The 16,674-nt window shown below is 66.0% G+C and carries 20 protein-coding genes and 2 tRNA genes; 8 read left to right on the top strand and 14 right to left on the bottom strand.

Features of this window, described 5'->3' with window-relative positions; genetic code table 11:
* Positions 1 to 26: 26 nt before the first annotated feature.
* From HWX62_RS31250 to ssuD, 9 genes are all read right to left on the bottom strand, one after another.
* Positions 27 to 887, bottom strand: a complete 861-nt coding sequence (locus HWX62_RS31250) for a toll/interleukin-1 receptor domain-containing protein (protein ID WP_175932434.1) — start codon at positions 885 to 887, stop codon at positions 27 to 29.
* 144 nt (positions 888 to 1,031) lie between these two features.
* A tRNA-His gene (locus tag HWX62_RS31245) sits at positions 1,032 to 1,107 on the bottom strand.
* Positions 1,108 to 1,161: 54 nt separating this feature from the next.
* Positions 1,162 to 2,148, bottom strand: coding sequence for a tRNA dihydrouridine(20/20a) synthase DusA (dusA, locus tag HWX62_RS31240; RefSeq protein ID WP_244136127.1), 987 nt, complete (start codon positions 2,146 to 2,148; stop codon positions 1,162 to 1,164).
* Positions 2,149 to 2,278: 130 nt separating this feature from the next.
* On the bottom strand, positions 2,279 to 2,524 hold the full coding sequence (locus HWX62_RS31235) for a hypothetical protein (protein ID WP_175932432.1): 246 nt from the start codon (positions 2,522 to 2,524) through the stop codon (positions 2,279 to 2,281).
* Between the two features lie 55 nt (positions 2,525 to 2,579).
* Entirely contained in the window at positions 2,580 to 2,777 is a 198-nt protein-coding gene (locus HWX62_RS31230) for a hypothetical protein (RefSeq protein ID WP_175932507.1), read from the bottom strand.
* Positions 2,778 to 2,922: 145 nt separating this feature from the next.
* Positions 2,923 to 3,138: a TOBE domain-containing protein gene (locus tag HWX62_RS31225; RefSeq protein ID WP_006476104.1), complete on the bottom strand. Its 216-nt coding sequence runs from the start codon at positions 3,136 to 3,138 to the stop codon at positions 2,923 to 2,925.
* A 56-nt stretch (positions 3,139 to 3,194) separates the two neighbouring features.
* Positions 3,195 to 4,154 (bottom strand): ATP-binding cassette domain-containing protein, encoded by a 960-nt coding sequence (locus HWX62_RS31220; protein WP_175932431.1) that lies wholly within the window; start codon positions 4,152 to 4,154, stop codon positions 3,195 to 3,197.
* Entirely contained in the window at positions 4,151 to 4,963 is an 813-nt protein-coding gene (gene ssuC / locus HWX62_RS31215) for an aliphatic sulfonate ABC transporter permease SsuC (RefSeq protein ID WP_175932430.1), read from the bottom strand. Before ssuC ends, HWX62_RS31220 begins: the two co-directional genes overlap by 4 nt.
* A gap of 16 nt (positions 4,964 to 4,979) precedes the next feature.
* Positions 4,980 to 6,137 carry an FMNH2-dependent alkanesulfonate monooxygenase gene (gene ssuD, locus HWX62_RS31210; protein WP_175932429.1) on the bottom strand — a complete coding sequence of 386 codons (1,158 nt, stop codon included), beginning with the start codon at positions 6,135 to 6,137 and terminating at the stop codon, positions 4,980 to 4,982.
* Positions 6,138 to 6,478: 341 nt separating this feature from the next.
* Here ssuD and HWX62_RS31205 point away from each other — a divergent pair, with 341 nt between their 5' ends.
* Positions 6,479 to 6,907 carry a hypothetical protein gene (locus HWX62_RS31205; protein WP_114176913.1) on the top strand — a complete coding sequence of 143 codons (429 nt, stop codon included), beginning with the start codon at positions 6,479 to 6,481 and terminating at the stop codon, positions 6,905 to 6,907.
* Positions 6,908 to 7,019: 112 nt separating this feature from the next.
* Here the strand turns inward: HWX62_RS31205 and HWX62_RS31200 are convergent, their stop codons facing one another.
* From HWX62_RS31200 to HWX62_RS31190, 3 genes are read right to left on the bottom strand one after another with little or no spacing between them, the layout of a single operon-like run.
* The gene (locus HWX62_RS31200) at positions 7,020 to 8,174 is read right to left on the bottom strand and encodes an enoyl-CoA hydratase/isomerase family protein (RefSeq protein ID WP_175932428.1); all 1,155 of its coding nucleotides are present in this window, start codon (positions 8,172 to 8,174) and stop codon (positions 7,020 to 7,022) included.
* Positions 8,175 to 8,205: 31 nt separating this feature from the next.
* On the bottom strand, positions 8,206 to 8,544 hold the full coding sequence (locus tag HWX62_RS31195) for a multidrug efflux SMR transporter (RefSeq protein WP_174386649.1): 339 nt from the start codon (positions 8,542 to 8,544) through the stop codon (positions 8,206 to 8,208).
* A gap of 3 nt (positions 8,545 to 8,547) precedes the next feature.
* Entirely contained in the window at positions 8,548 to 9,045 is a 498-nt protein-coding gene (locus HWX62_RS31190; protein ID WP_124677587.1) for a heme-degrading domain-containing protein, read from the bottom strand.
* 198 nt (positions 9,046 to 9,243) lie between these two features.
* Between HWX62_RS31190 and HWX62_RS31185 the strand changes: the two genes are divergently transcribed.
* From HWX62_RS31185 to HWX62_RS31155, 7 genes are all read left to right on the top strand, one after another.
* Positions 9,244 to 9,320 (top strand) — tRNA-Met (locus HWX62_RS31185).
* 183 nt (positions 9,321 to 9,503) lie between these two features.
* Positions 9,504 to 10,049, top strand: coding sequence for an NUDIX hydrolase (locus tag HWX62_RS31180; protein WP_006476111.1), 546 nt, complete (start codon positions 9,504 to 9,506; stop codon positions 10,047 to 10,049).
* A gap of 11 nt (positions 10,050 to 10,060) precedes the next feature.
* Entirely contained in the window at positions 10,061 to 10,825 is a 765-nt protein-coding gene (gene aat, locus HWX62_RS31175) for a leucyl/phenylalanyl-tRNA--protein transferase (RefSeq protein ID WP_175932427.1), read from the top strand.
* A 33-nt stretch (positions 10,826 to 10,858) separates the two neighbouring features.
* Positions 10,859 to 11,689: an arginyltransferase gene (locus tag HWX62_RS31170; RefSeq protein ID WP_175932426.1), complete on the top strand. Its 831-nt coding sequence runs from the start codon at positions 10,859 to 10,861 to the stop codon at positions 11,687 to 11,689.
* Between the two features lie 99 nt (positions 11,690 to 11,788).
* Entirely contained in the window at positions 11,789 to 12,826 is a 1,038-nt protein-coding gene (locus tag HWX62_RS31165; RefSeq protein ID WP_027807358.1) for a quinone-dependent dihydroorotate dehydrogenase, read from the top strand.
* Positions 12,827 to 12,925: 99 nt separating this feature from the next.
* Positions 12,926 to 13,720 carry a cystine ABC transporter substrate-binding protein gene (locus tag HWX62_RS31160; RefSeq protein ID WP_175985323.1) on the top strand — a complete coding sequence of 265 codons (795 nt, stop codon included), beginning with the start codon at positions 12,926 to 12,928 and terminating at the stop codon, positions 13,718 to 13,720.
* Positions 13,721 to 13,842: 122 nt separating this feature from the next.
* Entirely contained in the window at positions 13,843 to 14,535 is a 693-nt protein-coding gene (locus HWX62_RS31155; RefSeq protein ID WP_006484207.1) for an amino acid ABC transporter permease, read from the top strand.
* Positions 14,536 to 14,595: 60 nt separating this feature from the next.
* Here the strand turns inward: HWX62_RS31155 and HWX62_RS31150 are convergent, their stop codons facing one another.
* A complete protein-coding gene (locus tag HWX62_RS31150) occupies positions 14,596 to 15,582 on the bottom strand; it encodes a Gfo/Idh/MocA family oxidoreductase (protein ID WP_175932425.1) in 987 nt (328 codons plus the stop codon).
* A 101-nt stretch (positions 15,583 to 15,683) separates the two neighbouring features.
* The gene (locus tag HWX62_RS31145) at positions 15,684 to 16,400 is read right to left on the bottom strand and encodes an FCD domain-containing protein (RefSeq protein WP_174386656.1); all 717 of its coding nucleotides are present in this window, start codon (positions 16,398 to 16,400) and stop codon (positions 15,684 to 15,686) included.
* Positions 16,401 to 16,674: the final 274 nt, after the last annotated feature.

The following is a 16,674-nucleotide window of genomic DNA, read 5'->3' as shown; positions in this document are numbered from 1 at the left end:
CGCCGGGAGCGGGACCACCGCCGTCGTCACTTATACATCGACAAGATCGTGTCCGCGTGTTCGACAATCAAGCTCGGGTCGAGTGTAAGCACAATGTCACAGATGCTATGCGCGCCTGTCGGCCCCAAACCCAAAGCACCGTTTTCAATCTTCATCGACACTTTCCCCGACAACTGCTCTCGGACGCTTTCGGACCATACGTCAGCGGTTGCCTCCCTCACCCTCGCGATATTAATGGTGAACTCCTTGGTCCCCCGCTTTGCTTCATTTTTACAAAGGTCAATCAAGCGATCGACCTCGTCGCGGATCGTCAATGTTGCATAGAGATTTTTCGCCAAGACTTCTCCAACCGTATACAGCCCCTCAAAACGCTTGGTACTTGCGGCAAAACTCTCGAAATCCGTACGCAAGGGCGAACCGGCGACTCCAAGCGCGCGCTGCAGCGACTTGAATGCGAACTCCAAATCCGAGGCTCGGGTCGCCGAGATTGCATTCAGGGCGTTTAGTGGCGCCGGAAGTCCCGATGGGATGACACCAGAATGGCAGACCGGCAGCGCCATAATCCTATCGCCTCCAGACGCCTTCTGGACTGCGCCTCGGCACCAAACTGCACCCAACTCGAAATTGACCCAAGGACGTCGCACCGATTTCGGACTAATCAGGTAGAACGCGGCGACACAGTTGACGAGACCTGACTCGACCGCTTCCACGAAATGAGACCCAGCCGAGATCCCGGGCCCGCGGGCAATACCTTCATGGTCGGACGAGACGAACACCTCAACGAATCCGCCAAATTCAGTCTCGATCGTGTCCTTGAAGAGTTTTGCGAGCGCACCTTCCTCGTGAATGTGGGAGATAAAGATCAGCGGCTTCTGCCCCGGCGCCATGATGCCTCCTCTGGCCAATGTTGTTAGACGCAAAAAGGCCCGCTCATTGGCGGGCCTTCATTATTCATCTTCCAAATTTTGGAATCTCATCTTCCAAAACTTGTAACACGTCAGCTTGATTCTGCTGCAAGTGCTTGAATTTGTTGGGGTGGCTGATGGGACTCGAACCCACGACGACAGGAATCACAATCCTGGACTCTACCAACTGAGCTACAGCCACCACTGATACTGCTTGCTTCGTTTCGCTGTTTTGTTTCAGCAGCGAAGAACAAGATTATACGAAGACTTTTGAATCTTGCAAAGCCTTTTTTTCAAAAATTTCTTCGGCTTCGTTCAGATGCGCGCGTGCCTCATCGAACACCGCCAGATCGCCGCGTGCGAGCTTCTTGTTGTCGGACAGCACGCGACGCCAGCCACGTGCGCCCGGCATGCCGCGATACAGCCCAAGCGCGTGCCGCACGATCGCGCCGAGGTAGGTCCCGCGCTTCAGTTCGGCCGCGCAGTATTCGATCAGTTGCGCTTCGGCCGCTTCGCGCGTCGGCACCGCTTCGGTGGATCCGTAGAAGCGCGCATCGACCTCCGCGAGCACGTACGGGTTGTGATACGCCTCGCGGCCGAGCATCACGCCGTCGACGTGCTCGAGATGCTGCGCGACTTCGTCGAGCGTCGTGATACCGCCGTTGATCACGATCTCCAGCGACGGAAAATCGCGCTTCAACCGATACGCATAGTCGTACTTGAGCGGCGGGATCTCGCGATTCTCCTTCGGCGACAGGCCCTTGAGGATCGCGTTGCGGGCATGCACGACGAACGTTTCGCAACCGGCCTCGGCCACCGTGCCGACGAAGTCGCGCACGAACGCGTAGTCCTCGACCGCATCGACACCGATCCGGTGCTTGACCGTCACCGGCACCGACACCGCGTCGCGCATCGCCCTCACGCAGTCGGCGACGAGTTGCGGCTCGTTCATCAGGCATGCACCGAACGCGCCGCGCTGCACGCGCTCGGACGGGCACCCGCAATTCAGGTTGATTTCGTCGTAGCCCCACTGCTCGCCGAGCTTCGCCGCGCGCGCGAGATCGTCGCGCTCGCTGCCGCCCAGTTGCAGCGCGATCGGCGATTCGCTCGGCGTGAACGCGAGATGCCGCTGCGCATCGCCGAACAGCAGCGCGCCCGTCGTGATCATCTCCGTATACAGCCACGTATTGCGCGTCAGCGTGCGGTGGAACGACCGGCAATGGCGGTCGGTCCAGTCGAGCATCGGCGCGACGGATACGCGGCGGGGAGGAAGCGAGGACGAAACGGACATGGAGTTTGGGGTACAGGCCGGACGGCGCGGAAACAACCTGATATTTTACCGCAATACCGGCCATGCCGGTCCGACACACGCGCTACCGGTCGCCCAGCTCCGCGTCGACCGCCCGGCGCGCCTCGTCGAAAACCCGCTCGATCACGCGCCGTTCGGTGAGCAGCATCCCGTCGACCTTGACCCGCCGCCAGTCGATCCGCACGGCGTCGCCCTGCAGCACGCGGTAGTGCGCGTGCTCGCCGTCCCAGACCTGCTCGGTCTTCACCTCGATCTCGAAGCCGCGGTACGGCTCGCTGAAATCGCCGAGGTCGCTGCCTCTCGGTTCCATCGCACGCTCCGTGGCGACGCCGCGCCAGGCCGCCTGCGCGGCCGGCGCCGCGCGCTCAATCGTATTCGTCGGACAAAAATGACCGACCATCGGCCGTCAGGTCGACCCGGTCGGCCGTCGCCTGATAGATCAGCCCGTCATTCAGCAACGCATAGACGACGTCGTCGAACGCGACGGGAACCGGCCGGCTGTCGCCGAACTGGTCGATCCATTTCAGCGCCTCGATGGCTTCGGGGGAAAGGATGGGGGTCATGCGTTGGCCTCCGGCATCGGTGTCGTTCCATCCTAGCACTTCGTCGGCACGCCGAATACCGAGGCAAACGCGCTGCGCGAACGCAAACGCGGCGCCGGCAGGCATGCTGCCCGCCGGCGCCGCGCGGGATGCGCGACACGCGCGCTCAGAGACGCGCGATCGAAACTTCCGTCGACTTCACCAGCGCGACGACTTCGGCGCCGACCTTCAGTTCGAGTTCGTCCACCGAACGGGTGGTGATCACCGACGTGACGATGCCGAACGGCGTCTCGACGTCGACTTCGGAAACCACGGACCCGCGAATGATCTCCTTGACCTTGCCCTTGAACTGGTTACGTACGTTGATTGCAGTGATGCTCATCGGGATGATCGCTCCGAAGAAAAAGTCTCAGAACGGGCGGCCGGAGCCGCCCGGAATTAAACGGCCCAGCGGATCTGCCCGACCGGTCGAACCTTGTCAGCTTCATGCTCCGCGTCCGGCTCGGCCGCGCCGGGGCCGCCGGCGAGCACGCGTTTCAGCACGCGGTCTTCCAGCGCCGCGAATGCGGCCGACGCGCGGGCCCGCGGCCGGTCGAGCGGCACCGCCTGGTCGAGCGCCACACGCCCCTGCTCGATCAGCAGGATGCGATCGCCGAGCGCGACGGCCTCCTGCACGTCGTGCGTGACGAGCAGCGCGGTGAACCGATGCTCGCGCCACAGGCGCTCGATGAGTGCATGCATCTCGATGCGGGTGAGCGCGTCCAGCGCGCCGAGCGGCTCGTCGAGCAGCAGCAACTGCGGCCGGTGCACGAGCGCGCGGGCCAGTGCGACGCGCTGCCGCTGCCCGCCCGACAGTTGCGCGGGCCAGTCGTTCGCGCGTTCCAGCAGCCCGACTTCGTCGAGCACCGCGCGGGCCTGGTCGCGCGCGCCGCGGCCGAGGCCCAGCATCACGTTCTGCAGCACGGTCTTCCACGGCAGCAGCCGCGCGTCCTGGTACATGATCCGCGTGTCGAGCGCGCCGCCGCCCTCGCCGCGCGTCACGAGCGCGCCGCTGCTCGGCTGCTCGAGCCCGGCGACGAGACGCAGCAGCGTCGATTTCCCGCAGCCGCTGCGACCGACGATCGCGACGAAGCTGCCGCGCGCGATGCCGAGCTCGACGTTGTCGAGCACCGTGCGAGCGCCGAAGCGCTTGCTGACGCCCGACAGCGTCACCGCGTCGTCGGGGGCCGGGCTGCCCGCGCGCCGCCGCGCGAGCGGCACGACGGATGCGCCGCCGTCACGTTCGAGGATCGCCGCATCGCGAGCGTCGCCGTCCGCGACGCGGGCTTGCGCCAGTTCGGCCTCGAGGTCTGCGCCGGCGAGCGGGCCGTAGGCGGCCGCCGAAGTCGTCGCATTCATGCCTTCGCTCCTGATTGATAGGCGGGGTGCCAGCGCAGCGTCACGCGCTCGAGCCACTTCGCCAGCACATCGGCCAGCTTGCCGAGCACCGCGTACAGCAGGATGCCGACCACCACCACGTCGGTTTGCAGGAATTCACGCGCGTTCATCGTCATGTAACCGATGCCCGACTGCGCGGAAATCGTCTCCGCGACGATCAGCATCACCCACATCAGTCCGAGCGCGAAACGCACGCCGACGAGGATCGACGGCAGCGCGCCGGGCAGGATCACGTCGCGGTACAGCGCGAAACCGCGTACGCCGTAGCTCTTCGCCATCTCGATCAGGTTCGCGTCGACCGAGCGGATCCCGTGATACGTATTGATGTAGACGGGAAAGAACACGCCGAGCGCGACGAGGAACAGCTTCGCCTTCTCGTCGATGCCGAACCACAGGATCACGAGCGGGATCATCGCGAGCGCCGGGATGTTGCGGATCATCTGGATCGTCGAGTCGAGCGCGACCTCGGCGGCCTTCGACAGACCGGTCGCGAGCCCCAGCGCGAGACCGACACCGCCGCCGATCGCGAAACCGAACAGCGCCCGCCACGTGCTTACTTTCACGTTCGCCCACATTTCGCCCGACGTCACGAGCGACCAGGCCGCGCGCACGACCGCCACCGGCTCGGGCAGTATGCGGGTCGACAGCCAGCCGGTACGCGCACCGACTTCCCACACCACCAGCAACGCGAGCGGCACGAGCCACGGCGCGACGCCGCGCCACGCGCGGGCAGCCACGGCGACGCCCGTCGTCGACGTTTTCGTTGTCATCGCATGCCTCCGTCGTTCAGCTCTGGCTCGTCTTCGGCAGATAGTTGTTGCCGACGATCTCGCCGAACGGCCCCGACAGCGGGCCGGCCGCTTTCTGAGCGCCCTTGCCCTTGATCAGCGGGAACACGAGTTCCGCGAAGCGATACGACTCCTCGAGGTGCGGATAGCCGGACAGGATGAACGTCTCGATGCCGAGATCCGCGTATTCGCGCATGCGTTCCGCGACCTGCTCGGGATTGCCGACGAGCGCCGTGCCGGCGCCGCCGCGCACGAGCCCCACGCCGGCCCACAGGTTCGGATACACCTCGAGCGTCTCGCGCCCCCCGCGCTTGCCGCCATGCAGCGCGGCCATCCGGCGCTGGCCTTCCGAATCCATGTTCGCGAACGCCTTCTGCGCACGCGCGATCGTGTCGTCGTCGAGCCGGCTGATCAGCCGCTCGGCGTCACGCCATGCTTCATCCTCGGTCTCGCGCACGATCACGTGCAGGCGAATGCCGAACTTGATCTTGCGGCCGCGCGCGTCGGCACGGGCGCGGATGTCGGCGATCTTCTTCGCGACGGCCTCGGGCGGCTCGCCCCACGTCAGGTAGGTATCGATGTGATCGGCGGCGATCGCGTGGGCGGCCGGCGACGAACCGCCGAACCACAGCGGCGGATGCGGATGCTGCACGGGCGGATAAAGCGCCTTGCCGCCTTTCGACTGCAGGTGCTTGCCGATGTAGTCGAACCCGCCGTTGTCGTGCGACGCGGCGAGCAGCCCGCGCCAGATATTCAGGAAATCGTCGGTGATCTCGTAGCGCGTGTCGTGATCGGCAAAGAGGCCGTCGCCTTCGAGCTCGGCCGCATCGCCGCCCGTGACGACGTTGATCAGCAGGCGGCCGCCCGACAGGCGGTCGAACGTCGCGGCCATCCGCGCGGCGAGCCCCGGCGACGCGATGCCGGGACGCACGGCGACCAGGAACTTCAGGCGCTGCGTCGCCGGAATGAGGCTCGACGCGACGACCCACGCATCCTCGCAGGAACGGCCGGTCGGCAGCAGCACGCCGTCGTAGCCGAGCGTGTCCGCCGCCACGGCGACCTGCTTGAAGTAATCGTAGTCCGCGGCGCGCGCGCCCTCGGCCGTGCCGAGATAGCGGCTGTCGCCATGCGTGGGGATAAACCAGAACACATTCATCTGCTGCTCCTGCTTGACTGTCACTGCCGAAATTTGAAAAAAGCATCGCCCTGCTCGCGTCGCGAATGAGCGACGCATGCATGGTGTGCATTCGAATCGGGATGGCTCGCCGGTCAGGCCGTGCAGCGGACGAGGACGCGATCGCACGGCTGTTTCTGGGAAATCAGTCTAGGGATCGCTACGGGGCTTTGGAACGATTTTTTTGAGCTTAGGTTTTCCGCTTTCGTGATTAGCACGACGCTGGAGCGAATATCGCCGCGGCCGGGCCCTATAATGACGCACCTATCCGAATAACTTCGCGCGCCCGGCCCCGGCCGTGCGCGCCCGCGGTGCACTCATCGATGCAGAAAGTCATCCTGCCATTCCTGTCCGGCTTCCTGGCCGCACTGTTTTTCCGCGAGGCCACGCTCGCCCTCCTCCACACGGCCGACCTGATCGCCGCAACCGGCTTCTCGACCCAACCGTTCGCGCCGCTCGGCATTCCTGAATTTGTCGCGAATGCACTGATCAGCGCGTGCTGCGCGATTCCGATGGCGTGGTTGTTGCGCGTCTCGCCTGAGCGCGAAGCATCGTGGATCGGCGCGCTCGTGTTCGGCGGCATCGTGCTGACGGCCGCCCGCGTGTTCGCGATCGATCCGCTGCGCGGCATCTGGCCGTCGGGCAACATGATGCCCGTGCTCGCGGCCGGCTTCGCGGCGAACGCGGTGTGGGGCTTCGGCGCGCTCGTGTTCATGCGCGCGTTCATGTCGGACGACGCGGGCGACGCATAACGCCGGCGGGCGGCGCGTCCTTCGGGCCGGCCGGCATCCATGAAAAAGGCCGCGTGCACAATGCACGCGGCCTTTTCGTTTCAGCGTCGCGCGCCGGTCGGCCCGATCGACGTCAGTCCTTCAGCGTGCGCAACGGATGCGTGTCGGGTGTCCACGGGCTGTCGAACATCGCGAGCACGTCGGCGCGCCCGACGTCGGCGGTCGACTTGAAGCGCCACACGGGCTGGTGATCCTTGTCGACGATCAGCGCGCGCACGCCTTCGATCACGTCGCCGCGCGCGAAGGTCGAGCGCGTGAGATCGAGGTCGCGCCGCAGGCAATCGGCCATCGTCGCGCCGCGCGCGCGTTCGACGACTTCGAGCGACACGGCCATCGACAACGGCGACAACTGCTCGCGCATCGCGTGGGTCGCCTTCTCGACCCACCCGTCGACCGCCGCGCAATCCTGCTCGGCGTCGAGCGATGCGAGGATCGCGTTGATGTCCGGCTGCGCGAAATGCCGGTCGATCCCGGCGCGCGCATCGGCAAGCGCCGACGTATCGGGCGTCGGCACGACCTTATGCGCGGCAGCCGCATCGGTCACGCATGCGACGGCTTGCGCACCGCTGTCGATACGCGCGCCGCGCAGCGTGTCGAGCAACGCCGGCAGCGCGGCATCGGGCAGATAGACGTCGGCGAGTTGCGCGTACAGCGCGCCGGCCGCGTCGAGCGTCGCGCCGGTCACCGCGAGATAGCGGCCGATCGCGCCGGGCGTGCGCGCGAGAAACCAGCTCATCCCGACGTCCGGGAACAGGCCGATACGCGTTTCGGGCATCGCCATCTTCGTCGAGTCGGTCACGACGCGCAGGCCGCCCGTATGCCGCGCCGCCTGCGAAATCCCCATGCCGCCGCCCATCACGACACCGTGCATCAGCGCGATGTACGGCTTCGGATAGGTGAAGATCGCATGGTTCAGCGTGTATTCCTCGATGAAGAACGTGTCGACCGCCGCGCGGTCGCCGCGCTGCCACGCGTCGTGAAAGAAGCGCACGTCGCCGCCTGCGCAGAACGCGCGCGGATGCGGGCTGTGCACGACGACCGCGACGACGTCGGGATCGTCGCGCCACGCGTCGAGCGCCTCCTGCATCAGCCGGATCATGCCGACCGACAGCGCGTTCAGCGCCTTCGGCCGGTTCAGTTCGAGAAAGCCGATGCGGTTCGCGACATACGCGCGCACGTCGGGCTGGACGGATTCGACAGAAACGGCGGCGGAAGTGGAATCGGTCATGAAGGTCATCCGGCAAACGGCAGTCGCACGCTCAGTGCGCCTGCATCTTCGAGAACAGGTTCAGCACCACGACGCCGGCGATGATCAGCCCGAGGCCGATCACCGCCGGCACGTCCGGCACCTGGCGATAGAGCAGCATCGCGACGAGCGTGATCAGCACGATGCCGGCGCCCGACCAGACGGCATAGATGATGCCGACGGGCATCGTGCGCAACGTGAGCGACAGGCAGTAGAACGCGATGCCGTAACCGGCGACGACGAGCACCGACGGCCACAAGCGCGTGAAGCCGTCCGCCGCGCGCAGCGCGGACGTGCCGATCACTTCCGCGACGATCGCGATCGCGAGCCATGCGTAACCGGGCAGTTGCATCGCTCAGTTCCTTGCGAGGGCCAGTACCGCGTAGTCGTGACCGAGCTCGGCACACAGCGCCTCGACGACGAATTCGTGATCCGCGCGCTGCGGCAGCCCGGACGCGGTGATCGAGCCGATCACGCCGGCGCCGGCGACGGTCAGCGGAAACGAACCGCCGTGCGACGCGTACTCGGCGACCGGCAGCCCGTGCTTGTCCGCGAGCGTCGCGCCGGCCTGCTGCATGCGCAGGCCGATCGCGTACGAGCTGCGGCGGAAATGCGCGACGACGTTGCGCTTGCGGCGCACCCAGTCGGCGTTGTCGGGCGTCGCGCCGGCGAGCGCCGCATAGAACAGCGGCTGGCCGAACGTGACGATGTCGATCGCGATCGCATGGCCGCGCGACGTGGCTAGCGCATGCATCCGGTTGCCGAGCGCCCACGCGCGGGCGGGGTCGAAATGGGGAAACACGAGCGCCTGTTCCTGCGCGCCGATCGATTGCAGATCGTGAGCGATATCCATGAATCCGTCGATGCAGTAATGAGAGTCGCAACGGCGCCGATGCGATCGCGCGGGCCGCTGCCGGGATGGCGACACAAACCGCTCGATTCTAGCGCACGTGCTTCGACGTACCGGCCGCCACCGGCGCTCGCCCTACCGGGTGCCGGAAAACACTTGCACGCATTCGGGTTATCCCATATAATTCATTTCTTCGACGGACGCGGGGTGGAGCAGTCTGGCAGCTCGTCGGGCTCATAACCCGAAGGTCGTAGGTTCAAATCCTACCCCCGCAACCAACCGTCCAGAATTTCGCAAAAAGCCCGGCCTCGCGCCGGGCTTTTTGTTTTTGCGCGTCCGGGCGCCGCGCCCCCTTCGCTCGCGCGCCCGCCGTTTCGCCCGACACGCCGCGCCGCGCGCAGGCGTTCGAGAATGCCGCGGCCCGGTGATACACTCGCATCACCTTGTCCCTTCCACTCGACATGAAATTCTGCTCCGTCTGCGGTCACGAAGTCCTTGCGCGCATTCCTCCGGGCGACAACCGCGAACGCTTCGTCTGCGATCACTGCGGCACGATCCACTATCAGAATCCGCGCAACGTCGTCGGCACGGTGCCGGTCTGGGGCGACCAGATCCTGCTGTGCCGCCGCGCGATCGAGCCGCGCTACGGATTCTGGACGCTGCCGGCGGGCTTCATGGAAATGGGCGAGACGACCGCGGAAGCCGCGGCGCGCGAAACGCTCGAGGAAGCCGGTGCGCGCGTCGAGGTGCAGAACCTGTTCACGCTGCTCAACGTGCCGCACGTGCACCAGGTCCACCTGTTCTATCTGGCGCGGCTCACCGATCCGGGTTTCGAAGCCGGCGAGGAAAGCCTCGAAGTGAAACTGTTCGACGAAGCCGACATCCCGTGGGACGAGATCGCGTTCCCGACCGTCAGCCAGACCCTGCGCTTCTTCTTCGCCGATCGCGCCGCCGGCGACTACGGCGTGCACACCGGCGATATCTTCCGCTCGCTGCGCAACGGCTGAGCCCCGCACCCATGGTTCCCTGGCTCGGCCCGGACGACCCGTTTCCGTCCATCGAACGCGCGCTCGGCCCCGCGACCGGCGCCCCCGGGCTGCTCGCCGCCAGCGCCGACCTGCTGCCGTCGCGCCTCATCGACGCCTACCTGCGCGGCATCTTCCCGTGGTACTCGGACGGCCAGCCGGTGCTCTGGTGGAGCCCCGACCCGCGCATGATCCTCGTGCCGGCCGAATTCAAGGTATCGCCGTCGCTGCGCAAGACGCTCAAGCGCGTGCTGCGCGAGCCGGGATGGGAGGTGCGCGTCGATCACGACTTTCCCGGCGTGATGCGCGCGTGCGCGCAGGCGCCGCGCCGCGGGCAGCGCGGCACCTGGATCACCGCCGAGATCATCGACGCCTACACGTCGCTCTACCGCTCCGGCAACGCGCACAGCATCGAGACGTGGCACGACGGGCGCCGCGTCGGCGGCCTGTACGGCGTGTCGTTCGGCCGGATGTTTTTCGGCGAGTCGATGTATGCGGACGTGACCGATGCGTCGAAAATCGCGCTGGCCGCGCTCGTCGCCCACCTTCGCGAGCACGGGCTGGAGATGATAGACTGCCAGCAGAATACGTCGCATCTAGCGTCGCTCGGCGGCCGCGAGATCGCACGCAAGGCCTTTGTCGCTCACGTGCGCGGCGCGGTAGCCGAACCGCCGATTCCGTGGCAGTTCGACAAGCGCGTGCTCGCCGCGCTGACGAGCCCCGCCGAAACGGCGGCGCCCACCGGGACCGAGCGCTAGCGCGGCACTCCTTCCCTGCATCGAGAGCTGCCCATGACTCACCCGACTGAGCTGCCGCTTTCACCGCTTTCGGCGCTGCAATTCTATGCAACGGCGCCCTATCCGTGCAGCTATCTGGACGGCCGCATCGCGCGCTCGCAAGTCGCGACGCCGAGCCACCTGATCAATTCCGACATCTACACCGAGCTCGTGAAGGCCGGCTTCCGCCGCTCGGGCGTGTTCACGTACCGCCCGTACTGCGACGGCTGCCGCGCATGCGTGCCGGTACGCGTGCCCGTCGGTGCCTTCGCGGCGACGCGCACGCAGCGCAGGATGTGGAAACGGCACCGCACGCTGGTCGCGACGGTGTCGCCGCTGCACTACGACGAAGAGCACTACGCGCTCTACATGCGCTACCAATCCGCGCGCCACGCGGGCGGCGGCATGGATCGCGACAGCCGCGACCAGTACGAACAGTTCCTGCTGCAAAGCCGGATCAACTCGCGCCTGGTCGAATTCCGCGACCTCGACGCACCGGGCGGCGAGCCCGGCAAGCTGCGGATGGTCAGCATGATCGACATCCTCGGCGACGGGCTGTCGTCGGTCTACACGTTCTTCGAGCCCGACGACCGGCACACGAGCTACGGCACCTACAACATCCTGTGGCAGATCGAACAGGCGAAGAGCCTCGGCTTGCCCTACGTGTACCTCGGCTACTGGATCCGCGAGAGCCCGAAGATGGCCTACAAGGCGAACTTCCATCCGCTCGAAGGACTGATCGACGGCCGCTGGAAGACGCTCGATCCGGAACGGATCGACTTGCCGCCCGTCGACGCGGCGCTGGCGCGCGCGCCGTTGCCGGGCGGACATTCCGGCTCGAGCTGACCCGCGCCGCGAAAGGCTACGAAGCGAAGCACGCCCGTGCCGTGCAACTCCCGGTAAAATAGTGGGTTGTCATTCATTTCGGCCGTCCGCCTCATTCCCGTGTTCAGTTCCCTCTACCCGCTGGCCCGCGCATCCCTGTTCAAGATGGATGCGGAAGACGCTCACCACCTTACGCTGCGCGCGCTCGGCGCGGCCGGCCGCACGGGCCTCGCCTGCGCGCTGTCGGCCCGCGTGCCCGATGCGCCGCGCACCGTGATGGGGCTCACGTTCCGCAACCCGGTCGGCCTCGCGGCCGGCCTCGACAAGGATGGCGCGGCCATCGACGGCCTCGCGGCGCTCGGCTTCGGCTTCATCGAGGTCGGCACGGTCACGCCGCGCCCGCAGCCCGGCAACCCGCGCCCGCGGATGTTCCGGCTGCCGCAGGCCGAGGCGCTGATCAACCGGATGGGCTTCAACAACCACGGCGTCGACCAGTTCGTGAAGAACGTCCAGGCCGCCCGCTATCGCGGCATCCTCGGCCTGAACATCGGCAAGAACGCCGACACGCCGATCGAGCGCGCCGCCGAAGATTACCTGTACTGCCTCGAGCGCGTGTACCCGTTCGCGAGCTACGTGACGATCAACATCTCGTCGCCGAACACGAAGAACCTGCGCCAGTTGCAGGGCGCGGGCGAGCTCGACGCGCTGCTCGCCGCGCTGAAGGACAAGCAGCAGCGCCTTGCCGACCTGCACGGCAAGCTCGTGCCGCTCGCGCTGAAGATCGCGCCCGATCTCGACGACGAGCAGGTCAAGGAAATCGGCGACACGCTGCTGCGCCACAAGATCGAAGCGGTCATCGCCACCAATACGACGCTGTCGCGCGCGGCCGTCCAGGGTCTGCCGCACGCGGACGAAGCCGGCGGCCTGTCGGGCCGCCCCGTGTTCGACGCGTCGAACGAAGTGATACGCAAGCTGCACGCGGAAGTCGGCAACGACGTGCCGATCATCGGCGTCGGCGGCATTTTCTCGGGCGAGGACGCCCGTGCGAAGCTGGCGGCCGGTGCCGCGCTCGTCCAGCTCTATACCGGCTTCATCTATCGCGGCCCGGCGCTCGTGTCCGAATGCGTGAAGGCGATCGCCCGCGAGCGCAGCGCGTAATATAGCCATAAGCAAACTATATTTAGATACCGATAGCATTTTTGCTATCATCGCTGCATGATGAAAACCATTGACCCCGACAGGGCAAGGACACACACGATGAAATTTTCGCTGCTGAAGAAGCTGCTGGTTGCCGGCGTGATCGGCACGTCGTTCGCCGCCGCCACCGCGCACGCGGCCGACCTCCTCAATCAGGTCAAGCAGCGCGGCACGCTGCGCGTCGGCCTCGAAGGCACGTTCCCGCCGTTCAACTCGAAGAACCCGCAAGGCGAACTCGTCGGCTTCGACGTCGACATCGCGAAGGCCGTCGCGGCGAAGCTCGGCGTGAAGGCCGAATTCGTGACGACCGAATGGAGCGGCATCATCGCGGGCCTGCAGGCCGGCAAGTTCGACGTGATCGTCAACCAGGTCGGCATCACCGACAAGCGCAAGGAAACGCTCGACTTCTCGCCCGCGTACACGTACTCGTCGGCGCAACTGATCCAGCGCAAGGACGACACGCGCGAGTTCAAGTCGCTGGAAGACCTGAAGGGCAAGAAGCTCGGCGTCGCGCTCGGCAAGAACTACATGGACATGGCGAAGTCGGTGCCGGGCATCGACGTGAAGACGTACCCGGGTGCGCCCGAGTACCTGCGCGATCTCGCGGCCGGCCGTCTCGACGCGGCGCTCAACGACCGCCTGATGCTCGCGTACCTGACGAAGAATTCGCAGCTGCCGCTGCGCCCGGGCGCGAACGTCGGTTCGGCGAACCCGTCGGGCATTCCGTTCAAGAAGGGCAACCCGAAGTTCCAGAAGGCGATCGACGATGCGATGGCGCAACTCGAGGCCGACGGCACGTTCACGAAGATCTCCGACAAGTGGTTCGGCATCGACGTGACCAAGCCGATCAAGTAAGCACGCCTGCATTTCCCGCCTGACGGCGGGCCGGAAAGGGCGGCATCCGCAACGATGCCGCCCTTTGTTTTATCGGTCCGGTTTATGATTGCGCTTTCGCGCACGCATTCGATTCGTATTCCATGTCGACAACGTCCCTGCTCGTCCAATCGCTGCCGGTGCTCGCCCAGGGCGCCGTCCTGACCGTCAAGTTCGCCGTGCTGTCGATGGTGTTCGGCCTGCTTGGCGCCGTCGTGCTGGCGATGATGGGGATCCGGCAAAGCGAAGCGCTCGACGGCTTCGAGCGCATCTGGGTCAATGCGCTTGCATGGCTGGCGCGCGCGTACGTGAGCCTGATGCGCGGCACGCCGCTGCTCGTGCAGATCTTCGTCATCTATTACGGGCTGCCGAGCCTCGGCATCTCGCTCGATCCGACGCCGGCCGGCGTCATCGCGCTGTCGGCCAACGTCGCCGCCTACATGTCGGAAAGCATGCGCGGCGCGATCAACGGGATCGCGCGCGGCCAGTGGCTCGCCGCGTACAGCCTCGGGCTGTCGTGGGGGCAGACGCTGCGCTACGTGATCGGCCCGCAGGCGCTGCGCATCGCGGTGCCGAGCCTGTCGAACAGCCTGATCAGCCTGATCAAGGACACGTCGCTCGTGTCCGTCATCACCGTGACCGAACTGCTGCGCAGCGCGCAGGAAGTGATCGCGGCGACCTACCAGCCGCTGCCGCTCTATCTCGCCGCCGCGGCCGTGTACTGGATCCTGTGCCAGATCCTCGAATGGGTGCAGCGCTGGTACGAAAAGCGCCTGTCGCTGCCGTCGCGGCACTGAGCCACGCCGTTGCGCCGGGCCGCGCTCGCGGGCCCGGCGCCCTCCTTTTCCGCCTATCGCCTATTCGCCCGGATAGCGCACGCCGAGCGCGGCGCGCGCCGCATCGGTCATCGCGATCATCTGCCGCGAATGGTCGTGCGTCATGATCGGGCTTTCGGTCTCGCCCGCGCGCAGCAGGTCGCAGAAATGCGCGGTTTCGTAGTTCAGCCCGCCTCCGTCCGCCGGTGCATCGAGTTCGACGGTGCGCCCGTCCGCATAGCGGATCGTCGCGCGCGCAGGGTTCCACCACTTCTCGTGAATCGTCACGTGGCCGCCCGCCGCGGCGATCAGCGCATCGCCGCGTCCCATCACGTCGAGCCCGCAAAAGAGCTGCGCGATCCCGCCATTCGCATGCACGCTGTTCAGGCTTGCGAACAGATCGACCCCCGTCGCACCCACGCGGCCGAGCGTCTGCACGTCGCGCGCCGCGCCGAGCCAGTCGACGGCCAGGAACGCCTCGTAGATGCCGATGTCGAGCAGCGCGCCGCCCGCGCGATCGAGACGATAGACGGAATGGTCCTCCGGCACCGACGACGATGCACATCCCGCCCGCACGAGCCGGATCTCGCCGATCGGATCGTCACGCAGATGCGCACGCAATTGACGGTACAGCGGGAAGAATGGCGGTTTCATCGCCTCCATGAAGAGCAGCCCGGCAGCGCGCGCCGCGTGCAGCACCGTGTCGAGTTGCGCGGCGTTCAGCGTCGCCGGTTTCTCGCACAGCACGGCCTTGCCGGCGGCCAATGCGGCGAGCGTGTACTGCGCGTGGCTGTCATGAAGCGTCGCGACGTAGATCGCATCGATATCGCTCGCGAGGAGCGCGTCGAGGCTCGCGGCAGGCCTGCCGCCGTATGTCCCGCAGAAGGCGGCCGCTGCGTCGGCCCGGCGGGCCCAGACACCGGCGAGCGCCGCGCCCGGCACGTGCGCGAGGCTTTGCGCGAAGCGGTGCGCAATGCTGCCTGCACCGACGATGCCGAAGCGCACCGGGCGATGTTCGTTGTCGTTCATCCTGAGGTTCCGTGTCGGTCGTATGACGGTAGCCGGCACGCTGCCGGCCGGCCGTCATGATAAACGGCCCGGCGGCACAAGGATGAACGACACGCGAGACGTCAGGCACGCACCGGGACGTCGACCGAGAAATCGCGCGAAATCTCGTCCGCGCTGAAATCGATCAGCGCGAGCGACGCCGCTTCGGCTTCGCGCGGATCGCGCCGCTCGATCGCATCGACGACGCGCGCATGCGCCTTCACCGCGATGTCGTGCGCACCTTCCTTCTGCACGACGCGCGGATTCACGAGACGCACGGCCCCGCGCACGATCGCCGCCATCTGCTGGAAGAACTGGTTGCCGCTCGCCTGGACGATCCGCGTATGCAGCAACTCGTCCGCCGTGTCGTAGCCGGGGTCGCCCGGCTGCAGCACCTTGAACGCGTCGAACGCTTCCCGAATGCCCGCGATGTCGGCCGCCGTCGCGCGCACTGCCGCCTGCGCGGTCGCACGCGGTTCGATCAGCATCCGGAATTCGATGACGTCGCGCATGAACTGCGGATCGGGCTTTGCCCGAAATCGCCAGCTCACGACGTCTTCGTCGATCATCCGCCAGTCGCGCATCGGCCGCACGCGCGTACCGACTTTCGGACGCACGTCGAGCATGTCGCGCGCAAGCAACATCGACAACGCTTCACGCATTACCGTGCGGCTCACATCGAATTCTTTCGACAGCACGTCCTGTGGCGGCAAGATGCCGCCGTACTTGTCTTCGACGATACCCGTGACAAGCCCATCCATCACTTTGGCGACCAGTGACCGGTCTTTGCCCTGCTCCATGACACCTCCCCGTGCGTCGATTTGCGAACACCTGCTCCGCAGTTCCGCCGGCCCTGGTTACTACTCTGTTCTTATGATCTATAAGTTGATGAGTTCGACGATATTTCGCTATCTGGTAAACACCTGACAGGGTTATCCCTCTTTTGAACGAGGTAGATTTATACGGCCAAAAAAAGGTTCATCGAGGATTACCGGGGAACGCGGCGCGAATCTTGAGGAAGAAGTATTCGTCGTCGCGGTACCCGTAAGCTCGACGCTTGATGACCTTGATGGT

The sequence above is a fragment of the Burkholderia sp. BCC0506 genome (assembly GCF_902833145.1).
GTDB lineage: Bacteria > Pseudomonadota > Gammaproteobacteria > Burkholderiales > Burkholderiaceae > Burkholderia.
The sequence above is the reverse complement of the archived record's forward strand: the minus strand, read 5'-3'. Positions and strand labels throughout refer to the sequence as shown.

Excerpts from the sequence above, each read along its gene's own strand:
- HWX62_RS31250 (WP_175932434.1), bottom strand. The coding sequence starts at position 887 with ATGGCGCCGGGGCAGAAGCCGCTGATCTTTATCTCCCACATTCACGAG.
- dusA (WP_244136127.1), bottom strand. The coding sequence starts at position 2,148 with ATGCTCGACTGGACCGACCGCCATTGCCGGTCGTTCCACCGCACGCTG.
- HWX62_RS31235 (WP_175932432.1), bottom strand. The coding sequence starts at position 2,524 with ATGGAACCGAGAGGCAGCGACCTCGGCGATTTCAGCGAGCCGTACCGC.
- HWX62_RS31230 (WP_175932507.1), bottom strand. The coding sequence starts at position 2,777 with ATGACCCCCATCCTTTCCCCCGAAGCCATCGAGGCGCTGAAATGGATC.
- HWX62_RS31225 (WP_006476104.1), bottom strand. The coding sequence starts at position 3,138 with ATGAGCATCACTGCAATCAACGTACGTAACCAGTTCAAGGGCAAGGTC.
- HWX62_RS31220 (WP_175932431.1), bottom strand. The coding sequence starts at position 4,154 with ATGAATGCGACGACTTCGGCGGCCGCCTACGGCCCGCTCGCCGGCGCA.
- ssuC (WP_175932430.1), bottom strand. The coding sequence starts at position 4,963 with ATGACAACGAAAACGTCGACGACGGGCGTCGCCGTGGCTGCCCGCGCG.
- ssuD (WP_175932429.1), bottom strand. The coding sequence starts at position 6,137 with ATGAATGTGTTCTGGTTTATCCCCACGCATGGCGACAGCCGCTATCTC.
- HWX62_RS31205 (WP_114176913.1), top strand. The coding sequence starts at position 6,479 with ATGCAGAAAGTCATCCTGCCATTCCTGTCCGGCTTCCTGGCCGCACTG.
- HWX62_RS31200 (WP_175932428.1), bottom strand. The coding sequence starts at position 8,174 with ATGACCGATTCCACTTCCGCCGCCGTTTCTGTCGAATCCGTCCAGCCC.
- HWX62_RS31195 (WP_174386649.1), bottom strand. The coding sequence starts at position 8,544 with ATGCAACTGCCCGGTTACGCATGGCTCGCGATCGCGATCGTCGCGGAA.
- HWX62_RS31190 (WP_124677587.1), bottom strand. The coding sequence starts at position 9,045 with ATGGATATCGCTCACGATCTGCAATCGATCGGCGCGCAGGAACAGGCG.
- HWX62_RS31180 (WP_006476111.1), top strand. The coding sequence starts at position 9,504 with ATGAAATTCTGCTCCGTCTGCGGTCACGAAGTCCTTGCGCGCATTCCT.
- aat (WP_175932427.1), top strand. The coding sequence starts at position 10,061 with ATGGTTCCCTGGCTCGGCCCGGACGACCCGTTTCCGTCCATCGAACGC.
- HWX62_RS31170 (WP_175932426.1), top strand. The coding sequence starts at position 10,859 with ATGACTCACCCGACTGAGCTGCCGCTTTCACCGCTTTCGGCGCTGCAA.
- HWX62_RS31160 (WP_175985323.1), top strand. The coding sequence starts at position 12,926 with ATGAAATTTTCGCTGCTGAAGAAGCTGCTGGTTGCCGGCGTGATCGGC.
- HWX62_RS31155 (WP_006484207.1), top strand. The coding sequence starts at position 13,843 with ATGTCGACAACGTCCCTGCTCGTCCAATCGCTGCCGGTGCTCGCCCAG.
- HWX62_RS31150 (WP_175932425.1), bottom strand. The coding sequence starts at position 15,582 with ATGAACGACAACGAACATCGCCCGGTGCGCTTCGGCATCGTCGGTGCA.
- HWX62_RS31145 (WP_174386656.1), bottom strand. The coding sequence starts at position 16,400 with ATGGAGCAGGGCAAAGACCGGTCACTGGTCGCCAAAGTGATGGATGGG.